We start from the raw sequence: 22,173 nt of genomic DNA, 5'->3' as shown, positions 1-22,173 counted from the left end.
TCCACGAGGATTGAGCGCGATCACCGAACCAAACATCTGGCCGTATCTTACCGGTAAAGATTCGAACTAAACACTATCAGTCAGTTCAGGTGATCGACGACGATCCGGACGATGACCTGTTTCTGGAGATCGCGCTCGAAGCCGAGGCGGAATACATTGTTTCCGGCGACCCACATCTCACCGACCTTGGAGCGTTTCGTGATATCGAGATTGTCTCGCCGTCTGAATTTCTCGAAGGATCAAGCGAGACGCTGTAGCTCTGCGACCAGTTGAAACGAAGACATCATCGACAGGAAGTGCGAACGATCCCTTACCGTCCACGACCGCATCCAACAACACTTATCCCCGGCTGTCGGTTTCCCAAATTCATGAGCGAAATCGCTGTCGTCCTCCCGGACGGCTCCGAACTGGGCGTGCCCGAAGGGGCGACGCTGGAGGATGTTGCCTACGAGATCGGCCCCGGCCTCGGCGACGACACCATCGCCGGCAAGATCGAAGGTGAACTAGTCGACAAAGCAACCCCTGTCAGCGACGGCGACCGGGTTGAGATCGTCACCGACCAAAGCGACGAGTACCTCTCGGTGCTGCGACACTCGGCGGCCCACGTCTTTGCACAGGCTCTGCTGCGACTGTACGACGACGCCAAACTCACCATCGGCCCATGGACCGAGGAAGGCTTCTACTACGATATCACCGGCGTCGATCTCGACGAGGGAGACCTCCGAGAGATCGAAGATGAGATGCAGGAGATCGTCGAGGCCGACTACGACATCGAGCGGGTCGTTTACGACCGCGAGGAGGCCGTCGCCAAGTACGAGGACGAAAACGAGTACAAACTCGATATCCTCGACCGCGAAGCCGACGAGGCCGAAGTCTCATTCTACGAGCAAGCTGAGTTCGAGGATCTCTGTCAGGGCCCCCACGTCGAATCAACCGGCGAGATCGGCGCGTTCAAACTCCTCAACATCTCGTCGTCATACTGGCGCGGCGACGAGGACAACGACACCCTCACGCGGGTTCACGGGACGGCCTTCGAGAAGGAGTCTCAACTGGAGGAGTTCCTCGAAATGCGCGAGGAGGCCAAGGAACGCGACCACCGCAAACTCGGCCAAGAGCTCGATCTGTTCTCGATTCCGACCGTCACCGGCCCCGGACTCCCACTCTACCATCCCAACGGCAAAACCATCCTCAAAGAGCTTGAGGCATACGGCGAGTCGATGAACGAGGAGTACGGCTACGAGTACGTCGAGACGCCGCATCTCTTCCGCACCGAACTCTGGAAGCAGTCGGGGCATTACGACAACTACGTCGACGACATGTTCCTGCTCGACGTGAACGACGAGGAGTACGGCCTCAAGCCGATGAACTGCCCGGGCCACGCGACGATCTTCGAGCAAAACTCCTGGTCGTACCGCGATCTGCCCGTCCGCTACGCCGAGAACGGCAAAGTCTATCGGAAGGAGCAGCGCGGCGAACTCTCGGGGCTTTCCCGGGTGTGGGCGTTCACCATCGACGACGGCCACCTCTTCGTCCGGCCCGACCAGATCGAGTCGGAGGTCAACGACATCATGGCGATGATCAACGACGTACTGGAGACGTTCGACCTCGACTACGAGGTCGCCCTCGCCACGCGGCCGGAGAAATCCGTCGGCGGCGACGAGATCTGGGAGGAGGCCGAATCCCAACTCGAATCCGTCCTCGAAAGCGCAAACATGGACTACGAGCTTGAGGCTGGCGACGGCGCGTTCTACGGGCCGAAGATCGACTTTGCCTTTACTGACGCCCTGGGGCGCAAGTGGGACGGGCCGACGGTGCAACTCGATTTCAACATGCCCGAGCGGTTCGATCTCTCCTACACCGGCGAGGACAACGAGGACCACCGCCCGGTGATGATCCACCGCGCCCTCTACGGCAGCTTCGAGCGATTCTTCATGGTGCTCATCGAGCATTACGACGGCAAGTTCCCGCTGTGGCTCGCGCCCGAACAGGTGCGTATCCTCCCGATCAGCGACGACGAACTCGGCTACGCCCACCGCTTGAAAAACGACCTCGAAGACGCCGATTTCCGCGTCGACATCGAGGATCGATCCTGGACGCTCGGCCGGAAGATCCGTGAGGCACAGGACGACCGGGTGCCGTACATGCTCGTTGTCGGCAGCGACGAGGCCGAGGCCGGCACCGTCTCAGTGCGGGATCGCAAAGAGCGCGAACAACAAGACGTTGAACTTGAGACGTTCATCGATCACCTCACCGACGAGCGCGACGAGAAACGCAAAGAACCCGATTTCCTCGACTAATCCGGCGGGTTGCTGACGACCCAACCTCGCCGCGGCGTTTATTCGACTCCCACCCGTCGATCCAGCTATGCGCGCCGTCAGATTCCATAGCCACGGTGGCACCGACGTACTCCAGGTAGACGAGATCCCCCAGCCAGAGCCGGCGGGCGACGAGGTGGTGATCGCCGTCGACGGTGCAGCGGTCAACCCCGTCGACACCTACTTTCGGGAGGGCTCCTACGAGCCGTTCACGCTGCCGATGATCCCCGGTATCGACGCCGCCGGCGAGGTCGTTGCCGTCGGCGACGACGTGACCGGGTTCACCGCGGGCGATGCGGTCATGGCTACCGGCATCGGTAAGGATCACTACGGCGGCTACGCCGAGTACGCGGCGATCCCCAACGACCGGGTCGTCACCCTCCCCGAGGGCGTCGATACCGTCGAAGCTGGCGCGGCGGGCGTCGCAGCCGTCACGGCGTGGCGCGCGCTGATCGACCACGCTGACCTCCAACTCGGCGACCGATGTCTGATCCACGGGGGGAGCGGCGGTGTCGGCCACGCGGCTGTCCAAATCGCGACCGCCGCGGGCGCGCAGGTTATCACGACCGCCAGCCCGGGGTACCACGACGAGCTTGCCGATCTTGGCGCGGATCACGTCTTCGATTACCGCCGTGATGATCTCGCCGACGCGGTGCTCAATTCCAGCGACGGCGGCGTCGATGTGATTCTCGATCACCGCATGCACGAGTATCTCCAGTTCGATGCCGACGTGGCCGCCACCGGCTGTCGGGTCGTCGGCATCGGCGAAAAGGAGCAGTCGGTCGGCTTCAGCCAGTCTTCAGCCGCCCGCGGGAAGGATCTGCAGCTGACGCTGATGAGCATGTTCAACACACCCGATCTGCGGGAGCCGCTGTCAAACGTCGCCGCACTGCTAGCCGACGGCAAGCTGGAGATTCAGCTTGCCCAACGCTACGATCTCGACGGCGCTAGCGAGGCCCAGCGCGCCGTCCTCGAAGAGAGCTTCCTCGGCAAACTCGTCATTACGCCCTGATCCCACAGGTTAGTTGACGACGAGTGCGTACCCTGCCGCGCTGCCGGCGATGAGGCCGCTGGCGACCAGACTCGCCCACGGATGGTATTCGAGCCAGCCGTAGTCGGCGGGGAAGCTATAGAGGATCGTTGAGGGGATTGCCAACGCCCACACCGCCGTCAACCCGAAGATCGCCAATCCGACCGCGAGCATGATCCCCGCGACAAGCGTCGGATCAGCCTGCCCGCGGACGCCCGACAGGAAGATGACGACGCCGAGGACGGCTAGAAAGATCGCGCCGGCGACGCCGAACGGCCCAGCCCCGTAGTAGCCCGCCAGCAGCTGTGACTGCCCCCGGACGAGCAGATACGGGGCCGCCGCCAGCACGGCAAAGACGAGCGCGGCTCCGGCACCGAGATACGGCAGCGTACGATCCGGTTCCATGCTCAATGGTCGCCGTCCCGTCCTGTTAAATCGCCCGAGATGGGCTGGAAGGGAAATCGGTAACTACCCCGCGGTGAGAAACGTGGTATGGATCGCGTTGCGATCGTCGGCGCGTCGATGACCGAGTTTGGCCAACGCGAGGGCTGGATCCGCGAGTTGCTCGCGGAAGCCGGCCAGGCCTGTTTGGCCAACACCGATATCGACGGCGACGACCTTGAGCATCTCTACGTCTCGAATATGGCCAGTGGCGAGTTCGAGGGCCAAACCGGTATCGCCAACGCCGTCGCCCACGACCTCGACGCCCTCCCCGCCTACACCGCCCGGATCGACCAGACAAGCTCCTCCGGCGGCGCGGGCGTCTACAGCGCGTGGCAGTCCGTCGCCTCGGGAGCCAGCGATCTCACGCTGCTGATTGGCGGCGAGAAGATGACCCACCGCACGACCGCTGAGGCGACTGACGTGATCGCCTCGCTGACCCACCCCGCGGAGTACAAACACGGCGTCACCCTGCCCTCCTTTGCTGGGCTGACCGCCCGGCGATACCTCCACAAGTACAACGCCCCACGCGAAAGTCTCGCCAAGGTCGCCGTGAAAAATCACAAAAACGGCGTCGACAACCCTCACGCCCAGTTCCAAAAGGAGGTCGATCTTGACACGGTCATGGAGTCGCCGATCGTCGCCGATCCGCTGCGGCTCTATGATTTCTGCCCCATTACCGATGGCTCGGCCGCCCTCCTGCTGTGTCCCGAGTCGGTCGCGGGCGAGTACGCCGACGAGTACGCCGTCATCTCCGGGATCGGCGGCGCGACCGACACCCACGTCGTCCACGAGCGCGAGGATCCAACGGTAATGAACGGCGTCGTCGACTCCAGCGCAATCGCCTACGAACAGGCCGGCCTCGGCCCCAACGACATCGATGTGGCCGAACTCCACGACATGTTCACCATCCTTGAGTTCCTCCAATCGGAGGGGTTGGGCTTCTTCGAGCAGGGCGAAGGCTGGAAAGCCGTCGAAGATGGTGTCACCGACCGCGACGGCGAACTCCCGATCAACACCTCCGGCGGGCTGAAATCGAAGGGCCATCCCCTCGGTGCCAGCGGCGTCGCTCAAGTATATGAGATCTACAAACAACTCACCGGCACCGCCGGGCCGCGCCAGGTCGAGGCCGAAACGGGGCTCGCCTGCAACGTCGGTGGCTTTGGCAACTGTGTGATTACGACGATCATGGAGGCCGGCCAATGAGCGATCACGAAACCGCAACCGACGCCACCGACGATGCCGACGCCGACGAAACCGACGACCAGCCGCCGATGGAGGCTGCCCGATACCCAGACGGGTCGATCCTCTATCCGGCGCATCCGCTCGGCCCCGAGGGCCAAGAGCCGGTCGAGATGGTCGACCTCAGCGACTATCACGCAACCGTTGTGACGTGGACAACCTCGACAGCGACACCGCCGGGTGTCCGCGAGCCGAATCACCTCGCTATTGTCGAGTTCCACGTTGACGGCGAATCGGTGCGAGCCATTGGTCAGTTGACGACCGGCGATGTCGAGATCGGTGACACCGTTGAACCGGTCTATGTGCCGGAGCTCCGCGATCCCGATGCCGGCATCCGCGAGCCGGAAAGCCAGTCGTGGGACGGGTATCGGTTCCGCCCGGTCGAGTAACTATTCGTCGGTGTCGTCGTCGTCCGTCGAGTTGTCCGGGGTCTCATCACGGTTCGCGTCGTCGATCGCCTGTTCGGCCTCGTCGAGTTCGTCTTTGATCGATTCGAGTTCGGCGTCGACATCGACCGATGGGGCGTCGGCGTTGCTGCCGTCGGCAGCCGGCGACCGGTCGCTGTCGTCGCTGTCGTCACCGTCATCGCTGTCGTCACCGTCATCGCTAACATCGATCATCACGCCGTCGCTGGCTCCGGCGGCGTTCGACTGTCGCTTCCGGGTCGATCCCCCATCTCGTTCACGATCCCACTGATCGTTGACAGTTTGTTCGGCATCACGAAGCCGCGTTTCGATCTCGCCGGTCAGCTCACGGGCGTCGGTAATAAGATCGCGAGATTCGGCGTTTTCCGGGAGGTCGGATTCGGACAGTGCGGTGCGGAGTTCGGTCAAGGCGTCGGCAAGCTGCCGTCCAGCCTCGCTGCCGACCTCGTCAAGTCGCCCCCGGGCGGCAGCCCCCTCCTCGCGGGCAGCGCGTTCGGGATCGGCCAACCGGAGCGTCCGCCGCAGCAACTCAAGGGAGCGGATCGTCGCCTCAAGGATCGCAATCAGCGTTGGGATGGTGTACTGCTCGGTAAACCGGAGCAACTCGCCCAGTTGTGGGGGTTGCGGTGGCCCACGACGACTGTCGTCGCGGAGCTCACCGCGGAGGTCTGTGAGCGTCGCCGCCAACTCGTCAAGCTGGGCCGCCAGCTCCTCGCGATCCGGCGGATCAGACGGGTTGTCTGCGGGTGGGGTCATACACCCGTTTTGGGGTGCGGGTCTGTTAAGACTGTGGCCCCACGGCGGGTGTTCGAGTTGTGGCTCTCGGTATTTGTATGGCTACGTATGTATCTCAAACGGCCGTTGATCACCTCGTAACCGACCTGTTTCATCCAGAGATGCAGCCGCTGAATGCGGCAGTTTCAGGCCGTTCGAACACATCGGATATGTTGTCACGCCGCGGTGGAGCAACCCCGATTTTATACTTCTCGGACACGTATCCCACATAGCAATGGCTCTCCCGTGGATGACCCCCGCTGGCGCAACCTACATGGGGCTGTTTTTGCTTAGCAGCGTTGCGTGTTTTGCCTCGATTCCGCGGGCCAACAGTATCAACGATGTCGAGATGCGGTACGGGTTGGTTGGGCTGCTTGCGACGACTGGGATGTGGGCACTGCTCAAGACCGCGTTTTTTGTTGTGCCCGATCCCTTCCGAGAGGCCACTTACATTGTCGGGCTGATCTTTGGGTTTGCCACCGTCTGGGCGTGGCTGTACTTCGTGTCTGCGTACACCGGCCGATCGCTCCACAGAAATACCACGCTCCGCCGACTCAGTGGGGCTGTCTTTCTGTTGATCGTCCTGATAAAGATCACAAACCCGATTCATGGGCTCTATTTTACCACGACGCTAGTGACGACCCCGTTCCGCTATCTGGCGATCGACCACGGCATTGTCCACTGGATCTCGACCAGCCTGGCGTACGTGCTTGCGTCTATCGGCCTGTTTATGATCTTCGAGTTGTACGTCGAGTCAGGATACAACAGCAAGCCGCTGGCGGTGTTGACAGGCCTGCTTGCCCTCCCGGTTACGCTTGATATCATTGCGATTGCGACGCCGCAGTTGATCAATTTCATCTACGCGCCGATCGGTGTCGCCGCGTTTGCGATCGGCACGCTGTTCATCTTTAGTGATCAGTTCCTGACGGTTCGAACCACCGCCCAGGGTGATGAGGCGGCGATAATCCTCGATGACAACGACCGGATCCAGGACTACTCGCCGGCTGCTGCGGCCGCGTTTCCGGCACTAACCGATTCGATCGACGACCCCCTTGGCGACGCGCTCCCGGCGGTCGCCGCCATCCGTGAAAGCGACGATAAGCAGATCGTCGCACAGGACAACGGCGAGGGGACAGCATACTACCTGATCTCCCCGAGATCGATGACGCTGGGTGACTCAGCGGTGGAGGTGCTCGCACTGACGGATGTGACGGATCTCGAACAGCAGCGACGCACGCTGGTCGAACGCGAGCGCGAACTCGACGAGCGAACCGAACTGTACCGGGCCGTCATCGCTGCCAGCTTTGCGTTTGTGTTTCGGCTTGATCTTGAAGGGCGGTTCAAATTCGTCTCCCCGTCGGTTGAGGAGTTTCTTGGCTACGAGCCGGCGGAACTGATCGGTGAGCCGATGTCGGTACTTGGGACTGACGAGGAGACCACCGAGTTGGCTGCGGACTACCACGCGGATGTCGCAAACGGTGAATCGATCCAGGTGCGCGACCTGCCGATCGCAACGCGGTCTGACCGCACGGTACACGTCGATATCCGGGCGGTCCCGATATATGAGGCCAGCGTCGATCCGGAGGCACGGACACCTGATGACATCGTCGGCTCGCAGGTGATGGTTCGGGATGCGAGTGATCGACGCCAGCGCGAAGGGCTCATCAGTGTTATCAACCGCGTGTTGCGGCACAACGTCCGCAACAAGCTGACCGTGATCAACGGCTACGCCGAGTTGCTGGCCACCGAGCTGGATGATGACAACGCAGCAAAAGCCGAACAGATCGTCGAAACCGCCGATCGACTGCTTGACCTTACTGAGTCCGCACGCCGCATCGAGGCCAACCGTGAGCTATCCCCGGAGTTAGAAACGGTCGATCTCACGCCGATCCTAGAGAAGGCTATCGACCAACTCAGTAGCCGGTATCCCGAGGCGTCGGTGACCACCGAGATCCCGTCGTCCGCGATCGCAACAACGCTGCCCCGGATCGAAACGGCGCTGTGGGAACTGCTTGAAAACGCCGCCGTCCACGGTGGTGAACAGCCATCGATCACGCTCGCTGTTGCCGAAACCGACGACCAACTCCGGCTCACGATCAGCGATGATGGCCCGGGGCTGCCGGAGGAAGAGCGGCAGGTGTTGGCTGAGGGGAAAGAAGAGCCGCTCGTCCACGGCCAAGGCCTCGGCCTGTGGCTCACCTACTGGATCATAACGACCCTTGATGGCGAGATCAGCGTGTCAAAATCCCAACAGGGAACGACGATCGAGATTCGCCTCCCGACCCCATCAACGACAGCGTAGCGTCGCTGTCGTCAGTACGCGATCGCTACGTGGGTGCTGACGAAGCACCCTCGGATATTAGGTCGACCAAAACGTATATCCCTTTAGGCATACCTAAGAAGTCGTATGGAAACCACCGACGCACCCGGGTCGACAACGACCGCTGAAACGCCGGACGACACGCCACAGGTTTCGGTCTGCAACGCGACACCTGATCGAACCGTGTTCACCGAAGAGGGCAACGAGGACGGCTGGATCGCCACCGACTGCAGCGTCGCTGTCACGCGGTAAGCTGGCTGTTTCTGTTGTGATCGATTGAGTGCTGTTGTGATCGATTGGGTGCCGTTGTGACTCAGAGGTAGTTGTCCGGGAGTCGGTGCTGCGTGGGCGTTCGAGACGCAAAAAACGAGAGACCGCGGCGGTCGTTAGTTGGTCGCCGACTCAACGACAAGCGTGTCGTCTTCGAGGTAGTGTTCGATATGGTGGGCGTCTTCCTCGATCTCGATGAGCTGCTCTTTGAGGAGATGCTCGGTTGTCGGGTCGCCAAGGTTGGCCGCCAGCTGGATGTGGTCGCGCAGGCCCTCGATAATGTCGCCGTAGGCCTGGAGATCGTTTGCCAGCGAGGTTCTGATGTCATAGACATCCTCACCCTCAAACGCGATCGTGGCGTGGTCTTCCTGATTGGTCGGGCCGGCGATCGGCACCCCACCGATGGCCTGGGCGCGCTCGGCGATCTCGTCAGCACCGTCCTCAAGTGTCTCGGCGGCGTCGCCGAGGAACTCGTGGATGTCGTTGAACTCCGCGCCCTCAACGTTCCAGTGGTGTTTCTTGATCTGGTGATACAGGACGTAAGCGTTGGCGAGATCCGTGTTCAGTGCGTCAATAATCTGCTCGGCTTTATCGCCATCGAGGCGGAGAGCCTCCGATTGTTCGACCGCATCGAACTGCTGGCGAACTGTCTTTTGGGTGCTCATAGCGATTCAGTATTCGGCTGCCATCCACTTAACTATTCGGGATACAGAAATACGTTTTTTGATTTCAAAAACTATTGTTTGCAAAAGTAGCGACCGCCGGCGAAACATGTCACCCCAAATTGGATCCGATACCTGTTGGTTGGGTCGCTGAGTCGGCCGGTCGTATCCACGACACCGGATAGTAAGCGGTCTCTCCGTACCGATGTATTCATACTTACACAATCTCGAACACTCCGTATGAATCGTGCTGAGAAGGCAGCCCTCCAACTGCAGGCCGTTGCTGTCTTGCGGATGCTGAAAACTGATCGCACCTACGCGGAGCTTTCTGCGGAGACCGGACTGCCGGAAGGCGATCTGAACCGGTACGTCAACGGTCACGTCCTCCCGGGGATCGACCGTGCCGAGGCGATCGTCGGCGAGATCGGCCGCGAGGCCGTCGCACGCGAGCTTCGATCCCGGGTTAGCGTCGACGACGAGGGGTATGTCGACAACTCGGCGGTCGTCTTCGATCAGTCGTTTCTCGACCGCGTCGCGCCGGTCGCCGCCACCAGCGTCGGCTTCGACCGGCCAGACGTGGTGTTGACCGCCGCGACCGACGGGATCACCCTTGGGGCAGCGATGGCGTCGTACTTTGATGCCCGGTTGGCCTACGCGAAAAAATCCAAGGAGACCGCCGTCGAGGAGTTTATCGAGGCCCGCCAGCGGCTCACCTCCGGGATCGAACTCACCTACTACCTGCCGGCTGCCGGACTCGCGGCGGGTGAATCGGTGCTTATCGTCGACGACCTGATCCGGTCGGGGGAAACCCAGGAGTTGCTGTTGGATATCGCTTCCCAGGCCGACGCCGAGGTCGTCGGTGTGTTCACGCTGATCGCTGTCGGCGACGAGGGGTTGGCCCGCGCCCGCGAGCGCATCGACGCACCGGTCGCGGCGTTGACGACCGTCGAGTAAGCGCACCGACGCACCGGTCGCGGTGTTGACGACCGGCGAGTAGGCCGACCAGCAGCAGTATTCCGTACGTTTGGTAGTTCGTTTCGCAGCATATCACGGTTGTTCATCGACATTCGACAGTGATCTAGTACCTCAGCACACTTTTATGCAAATTTTTAAGTCAGTGTCGGGAGCTACCGCTACATACCACAAATGGGACTCAACTCGTTTTTCGACCTTGACGATCACGACACCGATGTCAACGCGGAGGTGATCGCCGGCGCGACAACATTCCTCGCAATGGCTTACATCATCGTCGTCAACCCGACGGTGTTGTCGAACGCGATCAGCATCGAGGGGTACACCGACCCCGAGGTGTTCCAGATGATCGCCATCACAACGATCCTTGCCTCGGTGGCCGCGATGCTGGTGATGGCACTGTACGCAAATCGACCATTCGGCCTTGCCCCCGGATTGGGATTGAACGCCTTCTTTGCGTTCACCGTCGTTCTCGGCTTGGGCATCCCGTGGCAGACGGCACTCGCGGCGGTGTTTGTCGAGGGGATCATCTTCATCGTGTTGACGGCCATCGGCGCGCGGGAGTACATTATCAACCTCTTTCCTGAACCGGTCAAGTTCGCTGTCGGCGCGGGGATCGGTGTCTTTCTGCTGTTTATCGGGCTCCAGGAGTTTCAGGTGATCGTCAACGACGAGGCAACCCTCGTCACCCTTGGCTCGGTCGGCTCAAACCCGGTGGCGATCCTCGGCCTCTCGGGTGTCGCGCTGACGCTGCTGCTGTGGGCTCGCGGGATCACCGGCTCGATCATCATCGGGATTCTCACGACCGCCATCGCCGGCTGGGGGCTCACCCTCGGCGGCGTCGTTGATCGCGGCGTCCTCGTCGACGAATCGGTGCTGTCGGCGGTCGAACAGCAGGGCGTCCTCGGCGTCATCACGGGGATCCAGTACGATATCACGCCGCTGGCCGGCGCGTTCATCGATGGCCTCTCACAGGTCGAACCGCTAACCTTCGGCTTCGTCGTACTGACATTCTTCTTCGTGGACTTCTTCGATACCGCCGGCACGCTGATCGGGATCGCCCAGTTCGGCGACTTCCTCGATGAGAACGGCGAACTCCCGGAGATGGACAAGCCGCTGATGGCCGACGCTGTTGGGACGACCGTCGGCGCGATGCTCGGCACCTCAACGGTGACAACCTACATCGAGTCCTCAACCGGTGTTGAGGCTGGCGGGCGAACCGGGCTCACCACGCTCGTCGTCGCTGCCCTCTTCCTGTTGATGATCCCGTTTGTCGCCATCGCCGCGGCGATCCCGAGTTACGCCTCGTTTATCGCGCTGGTGATCGTCGGCATCATCATGTTCGAAGGCGTCGTCGACATCGACTGGCGGGATCCGGCGTGGTCGATCTCGGCGGCACTAACGATCACGATCATGCCGCTGACGTACTCGATCGCCGACGGGCTGGCCGCCGGGATCATCAGCTACCCGCTGGTGAAGGCTGCATCCGGCGAGGCCGACGACATTCGGCTCGGCCAGTGGCTCTTGGCGGCCGTGTTGATCGGCTACTTCTACATCCAGACCAGCGGGATGCTCCTGTAGCCGGGGGGCCGCTGTTAGGTCTCGCTGTGACGCCGTGTTGAGACGGTGATCTGCCCGCCGTCAGAATGTGCGACGTGTTGGATGAATGTACCAGACCGCTTTTTCCCGGTTGTTTCGTTGCCACAGGTATGTCAAATACCGCCGCAACATCGAACACAGCGGGCATTCAGTGGCCTGACAACACGCTGGGATATGTCGCAATCGTTGCCGCTATCATCACCGGCGTTCTCCACCTGCTGGCTGTCACCAGAGCGATCCAGTTCAGCCAAACCCTTGCGATCCTGTTTGCGCTCAACGGGCTGGGCTTTCTGGGCGGGATCGGGATCTATCTCACCCGCTACTGGCGACGCTCGCTGTTTCTTGTCGCCGCCGCGTATGCGATCATCACGATCCTCGCGCTGTTTGCGTTTCAGGGCTGGAGCATCGAGGCGTTCTACATGGGCGGCAGCCTCAACCCCATCGCCGTGATCAGCAAGGCCGCCGAGGCGGTGCTTGCGGTCAGCGCGCTCGTGTTGTACAGTCGATCTGGGGCCTAGCTCGTGCCGTAGCATTTTATCCGACGCCGCCGAACAGCCGAGTATGCCCTTCAGCGTGACGTGGCACAATCTCTTGGAGCCACTTGAATCGCTTCCGCCCGACGCGACATTTCGGACGCCGCTCTCGGATCGCCCCTTCCGTATCGACGAGCTACAGGAACACCGGATTATCATCACGTATCGTGACGACACCGAGACGACGCCACTCAGCCGCGAGCAGTTCGAAACGCTCTACGACCGTGTCACGGACGCGACCGCGGGCTTCGATCTCGATCGCCTCCCGGCGGCGGCCGAACCGTACGCCACCCTGCTGAGCGTCCATCCCCGCTTTGTGATCGACACCGACGCAAACAGGCTCACCGAAACCGACGACCCGGCGGCGACACCGCTGGTCGACGCGCCCATCCCACCAATCGACGACGAAGGCGACGATGACGACGATCGCAGCGAGCCCGATGTCCCGGTGTACAACGACGCGCTGCTGTTGATCGACGCGCTCGAACGTACCGATCCGACCGATCTCTCGGGGGTCGAGACGGCGACGCTGGTCGATCTCTACACGCTGTGTTCGGATGTTCAGCGCAACGCCGACGACCTCCGCCAGGAGATCCGGCGTGTCCTCTTGGATCGACTCGCTCACGATCAGCCGATCGCCGGCCAGTTCGGCTCGGTCCAGCGAACACGCCGTCGGAACCGCTCACTGAAGGATGACGACGAGGTTATCGCTGCCTTCGAGGCGGCAGGCATCGACCGCGAGCGACTCCAGGGCGTTGATGCCGACAAGGTCGATGATGCCCTCGACGTAACAGATGTCTCCGAGGAGGACGTATACGAGATCGACGAGCGCGATTACGTCCGGAAGGCCGATGTCGACGACGACACGAAGGCCTCCCGTCTCCAAGGACTCAAGGATCAGTTGGCGGCCGCCGACGGCGACGACACCGACGAACTCCGGGGCGAAATCGAGGCCTTAGAGGAGCGGATCGACGAGCTGACGAGTTTCAAGCCCGGACAAGCGTTTCACGGCGACGATACCGCCGGTGACGCGGAGTAACTGACGGCGTTCACGCTTGGGACGCTGTCGCACATATCACCAGTGGCTTCATTTGCCTCCCGGCCGTAGGACGGCCGATGTCAGAGCTCATCCTCTATGAACTGCAGGGCTGTCCGTACTGTGCAAAAGTCGTCTCAAAACTCGACGAACTCGGGCTTGAATACGAGTCCCGAGAGGTACCACGCTCACACAGCGAGCGCACCGAGGTCAAGGAGGTCAGCGGCCAGACCGGTGTCCCGGTGTTGATCGACGAGGAACACGATATCGACGGGATGCCCGAAAGCGACGATATCGTCGCCCACCTCGAAACACACTACGCCTAAGCCTCCGGTTCGGCCCCGCGATCCTGGATCAGCTCCCGGATCGATTCCGGATCGTCGATGTCGGCCAGCTCCGCACAGGAGACGATCGCTGTCCCATCGACAGACTCGCGTTTCGTCCGCTCGGCGGTGAAGTACACCGACCGCGTTTTTGTGACACGACCGATCGAGCTCATCAGCTCGGCGCGTTTCTCCGCGCTTTCGGTAAACGATGAGTGACCGGTCAACATGTCGCTGCCCCGGCTGTCGGTGGCCTTGCTGACAGCCTTAAACGGCGAGCGTGTTGTCGGATGGACATCGAAGCCGGCCTCCGCCAACACCGTCAACACGTGTTCGTCGTCCGGGTCAGCGTCGGGCTCTTCGGGGACGGGGTCAGCATCATGGACATCTTCCGCGCCATCGAGGACGGAAACCGGGTTGGAGAACGGCTGGTCGAACAGCTCCTCCAGCTGGATCGCCACCTCGATCGAGGCGTTCATCCCATCCTCGTATTTTGAAACTGTGCGCCGAGAGACACCAAGCTCGGTCGCCAGCCGGCCGAGACTCCAGCCGCGCTCCTCGCGCTCGTCGGCCAGCAGGTCGCCGTCGATGCTGACGTAGAGGCCGCCGGGGGCAGCGTAGATCAGCGGCGGCACCTCCTCGACAAAGAGGTCGTAGGCGGTATCGGGATTAAACACCGGCACGCCGTGGCGGAAGTAGACGACGCCGGGTTTGAGATCCTCGTTGCGCGTCCGGAGGCCGATCACCATCGGCGTCGCCGACAGATACTCGCCGAGCCGCCGGAGCTCCGCACCGGTTCCGGGATTGAACGCGTCGATATTGCCGAGTACCTTCAACAGCACGAGATCGTCCCCACGGCGGGCCGCGAGGTCGAAGCTCTTCGGCCGGACGGAACACCGGTCGCTGACGAGGAAGTCGGCGTCCTGCAGCATCGCGGTGATGTTGCCGACCAGTGCTGTCCGTGACATAGCTGTGGCTAGTGAGTTATCACATATATACGTTGCGGCGATGGATGCCTCCTATCGGCGTTACGTCAGTGGATTTCCACGCTCACGCGACCGATACGGTTATATATAAACGCGTTCAGCCGACCGAAACTCGTTTTCCCGCCGCCCCATTATCCCCGCCGATGACCGTCATCGGGCTCGACGACACCGACTCCCGAACCCGGGGGATGTGTACGACCTACCTCGCAACCCGGCTGGCTGAGGCCGTCGTCGACGCCGGCGGTCGCGTCGAGCGGACGCTTCTCGTGCGACTAAACCCGGCCGTTGAGCACAAAACCCGGGGGAACGCCGCGCTGGCGATCCACACCGACCTCCCGGCCGACGCGGCGACCGATCTCGCCGCCGAACGCATCGATGCGCTCGCTGTCGACGCCGACACCCGAACGAGCCCCGGGCTTGTTGTCGCCGATGACGACCCGGAGACGGTGCCTGACGCCGTCGCCGACCTAGCTGTACGCGCAGTGCACGACCAACTCAGCCTTGCTACCGCACTCGACGTTGCCGACGCGGCGGGCTACGAGCACCGCGGCTGGGCAGGTGCGGGCTGCGACGTGGCGGGTCGCGGCCGGATCGGCGCGCTGGCGGCCATCGGCGCGTGGGCAGCGTTCGACGAGTGGACGTACGAACAGATCGCCTACCGTGCGTTCGACCGCTGTGGCTCCTCCCGCGATGTCAACATCGACTCGGTGTTTGCGGCCGCCGACCGCGGCTATCCGACCGTCTGGGACACCGTCGACCGCGAGGACGGTCAGGCAGTCTGTGTCCCCAACGCTCCCGGCCCGATCCTCTATGGGATTCGCGGCGACGATCCCGATGCCGTCGCCAGCGTTGCCGACGGGATCGACGGTGAGCCGATCGAACGCGACCGCTGTTTTGTGACGAATCAGGGCACCGACAGCCACCTCCAGGCAGGCACGCTTGGCTCGCTGCAAGCGGGCGAAGCCTACCGGGTCGATGGCGTTGTCACCGAGTCGCCGGAAACACGAGAAGGCGGCCACGTGTTCTTCACACTCGGCTCCTCGGGCGGTGATAACGCGGACACCCCGGACGACGCGGGGGGTGAGGCGACCGCCGACTGTGTCGCTTTCGAGCCGACAAAACGGTTCCGCGACCGGGTGCGCGCGCTGCGGACAGGCGACCGGCTCACGGTCTGTGGTGAGTACAGCGACGGCACGATCAAACTCGAAAAGTTCGCGGTTCGGGAACTCGATCGCACCGAGCGGGTGACGCCGACCTGCGAGGGCTGCGGCCGGCGGATGAAATCAGCCGGCAGCGGGCAGGGGTATCGGTGTCGGGACTGCGGCACGTCGACACCGGGGAAGGTCACTCGTCAGATCGACCGCGAACTCGAACGAGGCTGGTATGAGGTGCCGCCCTGTGCGCGCCGCCATATCGCCAAACCGCTCGTTCGCGGCGGGTTCGACGCGCCGACGCATCCGGAGCGGTAGTGAGTTCTCCGACCCAAGTGCTTATGATGACACGTACCAAAACAAGCGATAATGGCGACGAACGACGAAAGTGACGTTCGAGCACCCGACGAGAGCGATATGCTCCCAGACGAGGCAGCGGTGTTGCCGCACCGAGGGGAGCTTCTTGACGAGGCTGCCGACGATGACCTTCTTACCACCGAGGATGCAGCCGACCGTCTCGGGATCGAACTCGAATAAGAGCCGTGCCGCAGCCGCCGACAGCACTCCGAATTCTTCCGGTCGTCATCGACGACGATCTCGCAGCGATTCAAGCACACAATCCCGACCACGCAGCACGGATTCTCAGCAAAATCAACGACTGGGAGGAAAAGATCCAGTGGGGGCGGGTTCCACAGACGCATCTGACCTACCTCTCCGGTGCTGCTGAGTACAACTACTACCGAGAACGCGTTGGCAACAGCGGCTACCGCATCGTCTACGAGATAAGCGATGATCTCATGACCGCTGTCGCCGTGTTTCCGAAAGATGAGGGAGGCTACGATCTGTCGACATTCCGTGACCGGATGAACCGTCGTTAATCGTCAGCGTCGTCTCAGTCGCGTCGGTCGATCGATTTCGCGTCGGTCGATCGATTTCGCGTCGGTCGATCGATTTCGCGTCGGTCGATCGATTCAGTACGACGACTGCTATGCGGCCGTGGTGCCGTAGGCGGCGATGACAGTCTGAATACGGTTGGCCAACACGTCCATATCGGCGGCGGCGTGGTCGCCCTTGTACACAAACTCGGTGACGCCGTTGTCGACAGCGTCGCTGGCGATCGGTTCGAGCTCCTTGCCCGTCAGCAGGATGATCGGCACAGACGGATCGGTGCCGGAGCGGTTCAGCGAGCCGGCAAACTCGATGCCGGTTTCGTCCGGTAGCTCGTAGTTGACGACGATCACATCGAAGCTGTCTGTTTTGAGGCGTTTTCGCGCCTCACTTGCCGTTCTGACAGCCGTCAGCTCCATCCCGTGGGTGGATTCTAACGCGTCGACAACCCGCATCGACATGAACTCGCTGTCCTCGACCAGCAGAACCTTCGGTGCGGTCATCGCTGTAATGCCTCGTTGCGTGCCTGCCCTGTGGTGTCGTGCTGTGTCATCGCCCGAATACTCCGTTGGTGGTGATATGTGATCCGACTACTTATAGCATGTGCGGGGCGGCCAGATCAGTAGCTGTCGACGTTGGTGCCAACCGAACAGACGTATTCGCCGACGGCGACCTGTGGCAGCCGGCGTGACCGCCAGAGGATGCCGCTGTTGTCTGCGGTGACCTCATCTTTCACCTCGCCGAAGGCATCGGTCACCACAAACAGCGTGTCGCCGGCGTCGACACGGCCCCCAAGCTCGGCGCGGTACTCAACCACCCCGCCGGCCGACGCGCCGTACTGATCGAACCGCTTGGCGCGGGTCTGTCGCTCCATCGATTTTCCGCCATCAAGGAACTCGTAGTGCCGCAAAACGTTGTAGACGCCGTTGACGCCGGTTTGGATGCTGTCGGCGTCGAAGCCGACCGAGCCGCCGAGCTCGGGGTCGACCGTCGGAATCCCCTCATCCGGGGCGACGCGGGCGAGTTGACCCTCCGGCCCTTTCTGATCGAGGACGTAGCCGCAGTTGAACACCTTCGCCAAGCGGAGACACTCGCTGTGCATCGTATGGCGGCGACCACACCGCACCCGTACCTCATCGATCATCCGGCTGGTCGACCCCTGGTGGAGATCCAAGATCAGGTCGGCGGTTTTGGCGATCTCGAAAACAGCGTCGGCGATGCGCTCGCTGGCAGTGCCCTCGCTGTCTCCGGGGAACGTGCGGTTGAGCTTGCGGTCGTCGATCGGGTTACGGTGTTCGGCGACCTGAAACCCGTGGTAGTTGACGATGGCGACGATACAGATCTCACCGGCGATCTCGCTGGGGTCAAGCTGTGGCACCAGCTGTCGGATGACCCCGAGCCCGTTGAGCTCGTTGCCGTCGCTGACCGCCTGGAGATAGAGCCGTTTGCCGTCGTCGGCCCCGTTGATAACCGCAACCGGGAGGCGTGCCGGACTCCCATCGCGGGTCTCACCGACCGCGAGCCGACCGGTGTCGATCTCTCCGGGATCGGCCGCGGCGGTTCCGAGCGTGATCGTCATTACCGAGCGGAGGGTCGCCCCGTTCTTTAGCGGTTCGATCCCATACGAGCGAGTCACGGGCGCTCGCCGATCGCCGCCGGCAGTCGGTGCTCCTTTTGTCGACCGGGCGCGTAGCGGGTGCCATGAGCGAGGGTGATGCGAACGGGCAACCAGACGGGGCACCGGCAGGGGGGCTGCTTGCAGCGTTGGCGGTCAAACGAAACACCGTTATCGGGCTCGGCGTCGGCGTCGGTGTCGCCGCACTCGCCTATCTGGTGCGGATCTTCGAGCTCCTCGGCCCCGTTGGGTTCGAACGAACGTATCCGATCGTCGGCCCGGAGGCGTGGTTTCTCCTGTTGGCGGTCGTCTTCGCGTCGGCGACAGCACTCGGCGTCGTCGTCGTGTTGACGGCGATCCGGGCGGTGCGGCTCTCAAAAGATGTGTGATTAGTCGGCGATCGCCTCGCTGTCTTCGATGGCGGCTTCGGCGGCCGCGGTGAGCTCGTAGATGTTCTGTCTGGCGTCAGCGAAGTACACGTCCTCCTCGACAAGGCCAATCCCTTCGAGGCGTTCCAGCGCGTACCGCACGGTGCGTGCCGACAGCATCGATTCCTCGACGATCCCCTTCTGGGTCAGCGTCCCGTTGTACTCCAGGACTTTGAAAACCAGCTTCGCGCTCGGTGGGAGGTCGTCGAGCGTTTCGTCGTCTGTTCCAGCCATCGATATGAGTTCCGGGCGACAGGAGTATAAAACTTCACCAGTCTCACGGCTGCCCGACACGCCTTTCTACCGCCCACCCGTTGGATCGGCCATGTCAGATGCGCAGGCCGACGCCGGCACCGCCGAGGGCCAAGGCCCGGTTCGGATCACCGAGGCTGTCGCCGATCGCCTCGCCGAAAAACGGGCCGAACTCTTCGAGGAGTTCGAGATCAACGACGAGTTTCCCAGCGACGTGCTCGTCGAGGCCCGCAAGCGAACCGAGGACGTGTACACCGAGATCGAGGATGAGCTCGACGAGCGACGTGATCTTCGTGATCTCACGGCGTGGACGACCGACCCCGCCGACGCCCAAGACTTCGACGACGCGATCAGCATCGACGCCGACGACGAGACCTACACGCTGTGGGTGCATATCGCCGACGTGAGCCACTACGTCCACCCCGGCTCCGAGATGTGGGCCGAGGCGGTCGAACGCTGCAACACCGTCTATCTCCCCGCTTACACCGTCCACATGCTACCACCGGTGTTGGCCGAAACCGTCTGCTCACTCGTCCCCGAGGAGGATCGCCTTGCCCACACCGTCGAGATGACCATCGACCGCGAGACGCTGTCGTTCGAGGAGGTCGACATCTACAAATCCGTCATCCACAGCGACGAGCGACTGACCTATACTGAGGCCGAAAACCGGATCGAGGAAGCGGGCGCGCCACTCCATGAGGAGTGCAATCTCGTCTATGAGTTGGCCGACCAACTCCACGAGCAACGCAAGGAGGACGGCTCGCTCGTGCTCAACCCCTCACGGGATCGCGCGCATACTATCGTCGAGGAGTGCATGCTGAAAGCGAACAAAGCGGTCACTCACGAGCTGATGTGGGATCGCGGCGTTGAGGCGATGTACCGCGTTCACCCACAGCCGACACCCGACCAGTGGAACGAGGCGCTCAAGGAGATTCAGGATCTCGACGGCGTCTCGATCCCGGGTGGCTCGTGGGACGAACCCCGGAAGGCTGTCAACGCCGCACTGGAGGAATCACCGGGGCGACAGCTCAACAAGATTCAGCGGGCCGTGCTGAAGGTGATGCCGCGCGCGAAGTACATGAACGACCCCTTCGGCGGCCATCACGCGCTGAACTTCGATATCTACGGCCATTTCACCAGCCCGATCCGGCGGTTGTCGGATCTGATCAACCACTGGATCGTCGCCGAAAACGACGTGCCCGAGGATTTGATCGAGCTCTGTGATCGCGCCTCTGACAAGGAGAAAGACGGGGAAACGGTCGAACGGCTCTACAAGCAGCACATGGAAGAACTCCACCTCGACCCCCACGCGATCAACGACCGCGGGCTAGAGGTCGTCGACGACGCCGACCTCGCCGAGATGGACGACGAGCAACGCGAGAACGTCCATCAGGTGCCCGAAACCCAGCGGTAATGGATACCGTTTTCACACCGACGGCAAAACGTTCCAGCAATGCTGCGTAGACAGTTCGTCCGCGAGAACCCCGCGGCCGTTCGTGCTGCCCTCGAACAGAAGGGCGTCGATGTCGACCTCGACCGAATCTTGGAGATCGACGAGGAATGGCGGTCGCTCAAAAGCGAAGGCGACGACCTCCGACATGAGCGCAACGAGGTCTCAAGCACGATCGGCCAGCTCAAAGCCGACGGGAAGGATGAGGAAGCCGAGGAAGCCATCGAGCGCTCCTCGGAGCTCAAAGAGGAGCTGCAGGCGATCGAAGCCCGCGCCGACGAGCTAGAGAACGAACTCGAAGCCGCACTGCTGACGCTGCCACAGCTTCCCGATGATTCCGTGCCGGTCGGCGCGGACGAAAGCGAAAACGTCGAGCGTCGCCGCGAAGGGTTCGACGACCGACAGGAGCTCCCCGCAGAGATCGAACCCCACTATGACCTCGGCGAGGAGCTTGAGATCCTGGATTTCGACCGCGGCGCGAAGGTTTCCGGTGGTGGGTTCTACTTCGCGAAGGGTGACGGTGCCCGGCTCGAACATGCGCTGATCCAGTTCATGCTGGAACTCCACCGCGAGCAGGGGTACACCGATATCTTCCCGCCGCTGCCGGTCAACAGCGCGTCGATGCGTGGAACAGGTCAGTTCCCCAAGTTCACCGAGGATGCCTACCGGATCGAGGGCGACAACAGCGAACCCTACGACGACGATGATCTCTGGCTGCTGCCGACCGCGGAGGTGCCGGTCACCAACCTCCACCGCGATGAGATCCTGCTGGATGACGACCTCCCCCTCAAATATCAGGCCTACTCGCCAAACTTCCGGCAGGAAGCCGGCGAACACGGCACCGAAACCCGTGGGATCGTCCGTGTCCACCAGTTCAACAAGGTTGAGTTAGTGAACTTCGTTCGCCCCGAGGACAGTGACGAGCGGTTTGAAGTGCTTGTCAGCGAGGCCGAATCAGTGCTCCAGGAACTCGGACTGCCTTACCGGATCTTGGAGATGTGTACCGGCGATCTCGGATTCACGCAGGCGAAAAAGTACGACATCGAGGTTTGGGCCCCTGGTGACGACATGGAAGACGGCCCTGAGGAGGGTGGTCGGTGGCTGGAAGTCTCCTCAGTGTCGAACTTTCGGGCGTTTCAGGCCCGGCGAGCGGGGATTCAGTACCGTCCCGAGCAGCACGAATCCGCGGAGTATCTCCACACGCTCAACGGCTCGGGGCTGGCAGTGCCGCGGGTGATGGTTGCGATCTTAGAGTATTATCAAAACGAGGATGCCACCGTGACGGTGCCGGAAGCGTTGCGGCCGTACATGGGTGGACAGGAACAGATTGCGGGTCACGAGGCAGTGGGTGAGAGCGCGGTTGGTGACGGAACAGACGACTGACGCGAGTGTTACTGTACAATTAACTCCTGCTCACTCGCATGGTATTCTAAGCTTTGCCACTGACGGCACAGCTTGATT

Annotated in this window: 25 protein-coding genes; 18 read left to right on the top strand and 7 right to left on the bottom strand. The window is 62.0% G+C overall.

Annotated features, from left to right (window positions below; translation table 11 throughout):
* Positions 1-89 precede the first annotated feature (89 nt).
* From HKK80_RS04385 to HKK80_RS04375, 3 genes are all read left to right on the top strand, one after another.
* A complete protein-coding gene (locus HKK80_RS04385; RefSeq protein WP_411798402.1) occupies positions 90-257 on the top strand; it encodes a hypothetical protein in 168 nt (55 codons plus the stop codon).
* A 111-nt stretch (positions 258-368) separates the two neighbouring features.
* On the top strand, positions 369-2,297 hold the full coding sequence (gene thrS / locus HKK80_RS04380) for a threonine--tRNA ligase (RefSeq protein ID WP_411798401.1): 1,929 nt from the start codon (positions 369-371) through the stop codon (positions 2,295-2,297).
* 67 nt (positions 2,298-2,364) lie between these two features.
* Entirely contained in the window at positions 2,365-3,327 is a 963-nt protein-coding gene (locus HKK80_RS04375) for an NADPH:quinone reductase (protein WP_411798400.1), read from the top strand.
* Positions 3,328-3,336: 9 nt separating this feature from the next.
* Here the strand turns inward: HKK80_RS04375 and HKK80_RS04370 are convergent, their stop codons facing one another.
* Positions 3,337-3,750: a hypothetical protein gene (locus tag HKK80_RS04370; protein ID WP_411798399.1), complete on the bottom strand. Its 414-nt coding sequence runs from the start codon at positions 3,748-3,750 to the stop codon at positions 3,337-3,339.
* A gap of 87 nt (positions 3,751-3,837) precedes the next feature.
* On the opposite strand from HKK80_RS04370, the gene HKK80_RS04365 reads away from it, so the two are divergent.
* Together HKK80_RS04365 and HKK80_RS04360 are read left to right on the top strand one after the other, a co-directional pair.
* Positions 3,838-4,992, top strand: coding sequence for a thiolase C-terminal domain-containing protein (locus HKK80_RS04365; RefSeq protein ID WP_411798398.1), 1,155 nt, complete (start codon positions 3,838-3,840; stop codon positions 4,990-4,992).
* 68 nt (positions 4,993-5,060) lie between these two features.
* Entirely contained in the window at positions 5,061-5,417 is a 357-nt protein-coding gene (locus HKK80_RS04360; protein ID WP_411798406.1) for a nucleic acid-binding protein, read from the top strand.
* Here HKK80_RS04360 and HKK80_RS04355 read toward each other — a convergent pair whose 3' ends face one another.
* Complete coding sequence (locus tag HKK80_RS04355; RefSeq protein WP_411798397.1) at positions 5,418-6,209, bottom strand: hypothetical protein; 792 nt, start codon at positions 6,207-6,209, stop codon at positions 5,418-5,420.
* Positions 6,210-6,462: 253 nt separating this feature from the next.
* Between HKK80_RS04355 and HKK80_RS04350 the strand changes: the two genes are divergently transcribed.
* Positions 6,463-8,529 carry an ATP-binding protein gene (locus HKK80_RS04350; RefSeq protein WP_411798396.1) on the top strand — a complete coding sequence of 689 codons (2,067 nt, stop codon included), beginning with the start codon at positions 6,463-6,465 and terminating at the stop codon, positions 8,527-8,529.
* 105 nt (positions 8,530-8,634) lie between these two features.
* Positions 8,635-8,799: a hypothetical protein gene (locus HKK80_RS04345; RefSeq protein WP_411798395.1), complete on the top strand. Its 165-nt coding sequence runs from the start codon at positions 8,635-8,637 to the stop codon at positions 8,797-8,799.
* Between the two features lie 134 nt (positions 8,800-8,933).
* On the opposite strand, the gene dpsA is transcribed toward HKK80_RS04345, so the two are convergent.
* On the bottom strand, positions 8,934-9,482 hold the full coding sequence (dpsA, locus tag HKK80_RS04340; protein ID WP_411798394.1) for a DNA starvation/stationary phase protection protein DpsA: 549 nt from the start codon (positions 9,480-9,482) through the stop codon (positions 8,934-8,936).
* Positions 9,483-9,719: 237 nt separating this feature from the next.
* Between dpsA and HKK80_RS04335 the strand changes: the two genes are divergently transcribed.
* The 5 genes from HKK80_RS04335 (at position 9,720) to HKK80_RS04315 (ending at position 13,945) form a co-directional block, all read left to right on the top strand.
* Entirely contained in the window at positions 9,720-10,433 is a 714-nt protein-coding gene (locus tag HKK80_RS04335; RefSeq protein ID WP_411798393.1) for a phosphoribosyltransferase family protein, read from the top strand.
* Between the two features lie 192 nt (positions 10,434-10,625).
* Positions 10,626-12,032 (top strand): NCS2 family permease, encoded by a 1,407-nt coding sequence (locus tag HKK80_RS04330; protein WP_411798392.1) that lies wholly within the window; start codon positions 10,626-10,628, stop codon positions 12,030-12,032.
* Between the two features lie 128 nt (positions 12,033-12,160).
* The gene (locus HKK80_RS04325; protein WP_411798391.1) at positions 12,161-12,568 is read left to right on the top strand and encodes a hypothetical protein; all 408 of its coding nucleotides are present in this window, start codon (positions 12,161-12,163) and stop codon (positions 12,566-12,568) included.
* A 43-nt stretch (positions 12,569-12,611) separates the two neighbouring features.
* The gene (locus HKK80_RS04320; RefSeq protein ID WP_411798390.1) at positions 12,612-13,622 is read left to right on the top strand and encodes a hypothetical protein; all 1,011 of its coding nucleotides are present in this window, start codon (positions 12,612-12,614) and stop codon (positions 13,620-13,622) included.
* Positions 13,623-13,699: 77 nt separating this feature from the next.
* Entirely contained in the window at positions 13,700-13,945 is a 246-nt protein-coding gene (locus HKK80_RS04315) for a glutaredoxin family protein (protein ID WP_411798389.1), read from the top strand.
* On the opposite strand, the gene HKK80_RS04310 is transcribed toward HKK80_RS04315, so the two are convergent.
* The gene (locus HKK80_RS04310; protein WP_411798388.1) at positions 13,942-14,910 is read right to left on the bottom strand and encodes a transcriptional regulator; all 969 of its coding nucleotides are present in this window, start codon (positions 14,908-14,910) and stop codon (positions 13,942-13,944) included. The two genes, HKK80_RS04315 and HKK80_RS04310, sit on opposite strands and share 4 nt — an antisense overlap.
* A gap of 161 nt (positions 14,911-15,071) precedes the next feature.
* Here HKK80_RS04310 and HKK80_RS04305 point away from each other — a divergent pair, with 161 nt between their 5' ends.
* From HKK80_RS04305 to HKK80_RS04295, 3 genes are read left to right on the top strand one after another with little or no spacing between them, the layout of a single operon-like run.
* Positions 15,072-16,397: a DUF1743 domain-containing protein gene (locus tag HKK80_RS04305; RefSeq protein ID WP_411798387.1), complete on the top strand. Its 1,326-nt coding sequence runs from the start codon at positions 15,072-15,074 to the stop codon at positions 16,395-16,397.
* Positions 16,398-16,448: 51 nt separating this feature from the next.
* Complete coding sequence (locus tag HKK80_RS04300; RefSeq protein ID WP_411798386.1) at positions 16,449-16,616, top strand: hypothetical protein; 168 nt, start codon at positions 16,449-16,451, stop codon at positions 16,614-16,616.
* Positions 16,617-16,621: 5 nt separating this feature from the next.
* Complete coding sequence (locus HKK80_RS04295; RefSeq protein WP_411798385.1) at positions 16,622-16,957, top strand: type II toxin-antitoxin system RelE family toxin; 336 nt, start codon at positions 16,622-16,624, stop codon at positions 16,955-16,957.
* 108 nt (positions 16,958-17,065) lie between these two features.
* Here the strand turns inward: HKK80_RS04295 and HKK80_RS04290 are convergent, their stop codons facing one another.
* Both HKK80_RS04290 and HKK80_RS04285 read right to left on the bottom strand, forming a co-directional pair.
* Positions 17,066-17,470: a response regulator gene (locus HKK80_RS04290; RefSeq protein WP_411798384.1), complete on the bottom strand. Its 405-nt coding sequence runs from the start codon at positions 17,468-17,470 to the stop codon at positions 17,066-17,068.
* 116 nt (positions 17,471-17,586) lie between these two features.
* Positions 17,587-18,546 carry a succinylglutamate desuccinylase/aspartoacylase family protein gene (locus tag HKK80_RS04285; protein ID WP_411798383.1) on the bottom strand — a complete coding sequence of 320 codons (960 nt, stop codon included), beginning with the start codon at positions 18,544-18,546 and terminating at the stop codon, positions 17,587-17,589.
* Between the two features lie 122 nt (positions 18,547-18,668).
* On the opposite strand from HKK80_RS04285, the gene HKK80_RS04280 reads away from it, so the two are divergent.
* Positions 18,669-18,971 (top strand): hypothetical protein, encoded by a 303-nt coding sequence (locus HKK80_RS04280; RefSeq protein ID WP_411798382.1) that lies wholly within the window; start codon positions 18,669-18,671, stop codon positions 18,969-18,971.
* Here the strand turns inward: HKK80_RS04280 and HKK80_RS04275 are convergent, their stop codons facing one another.
* Positions 18,972-19,244, bottom strand: a complete 273-nt coding sequence (locus HKK80_RS04275; protein ID WP_411798381.1) for an ArsR family transcriptional regulator — start codon at positions 19,242-19,244, stop codon at positions 18,972-18,974.
* Positions 19,245-19,335: 91 nt separating this feature from the next.
* Between HKK80_RS04275 and HKK80_RS04270 the strand changes: the two genes are divergently transcribed.
* Both HKK80_RS04270 and serS read left to right on the top strand, forming a co-directional pair.
* A complete protein-coding gene (locus HKK80_RS04270; RefSeq protein WP_411798380.1) occupies positions 19,336-20,676 on the top strand; it encodes a ribonuclease catalytic domain-containing protein in 1,341 nt (446 codons plus the stop codon).
* Positions 20,677-20,715: 39 nt separating this feature from the next.
* Positions 20,716-22,095 (top strand): serine--tRNA ligase, encoded by a 1,380-nt coding sequence (serS, locus tag HKK80_RS04265; RefSeq protein ID WP_411798379.1) that lies wholly within the window; start codon positions 20,716-20,718, stop codon positions 22,093-22,095.
* Positions 22,096-22,173: the final 78 nt, after the last annotated feature.

It is taken from the genome of Halonotius sp. F2-221B, assembly GCF_046719765.1.
GTDB lineage: Archaea > Halobacteriota > Halobacteria > Halobacteriales > Haloferacaceae > Halonotius.
This window is presented reverse-complemented; position numbering and strand designations above follow the sequence as displayed.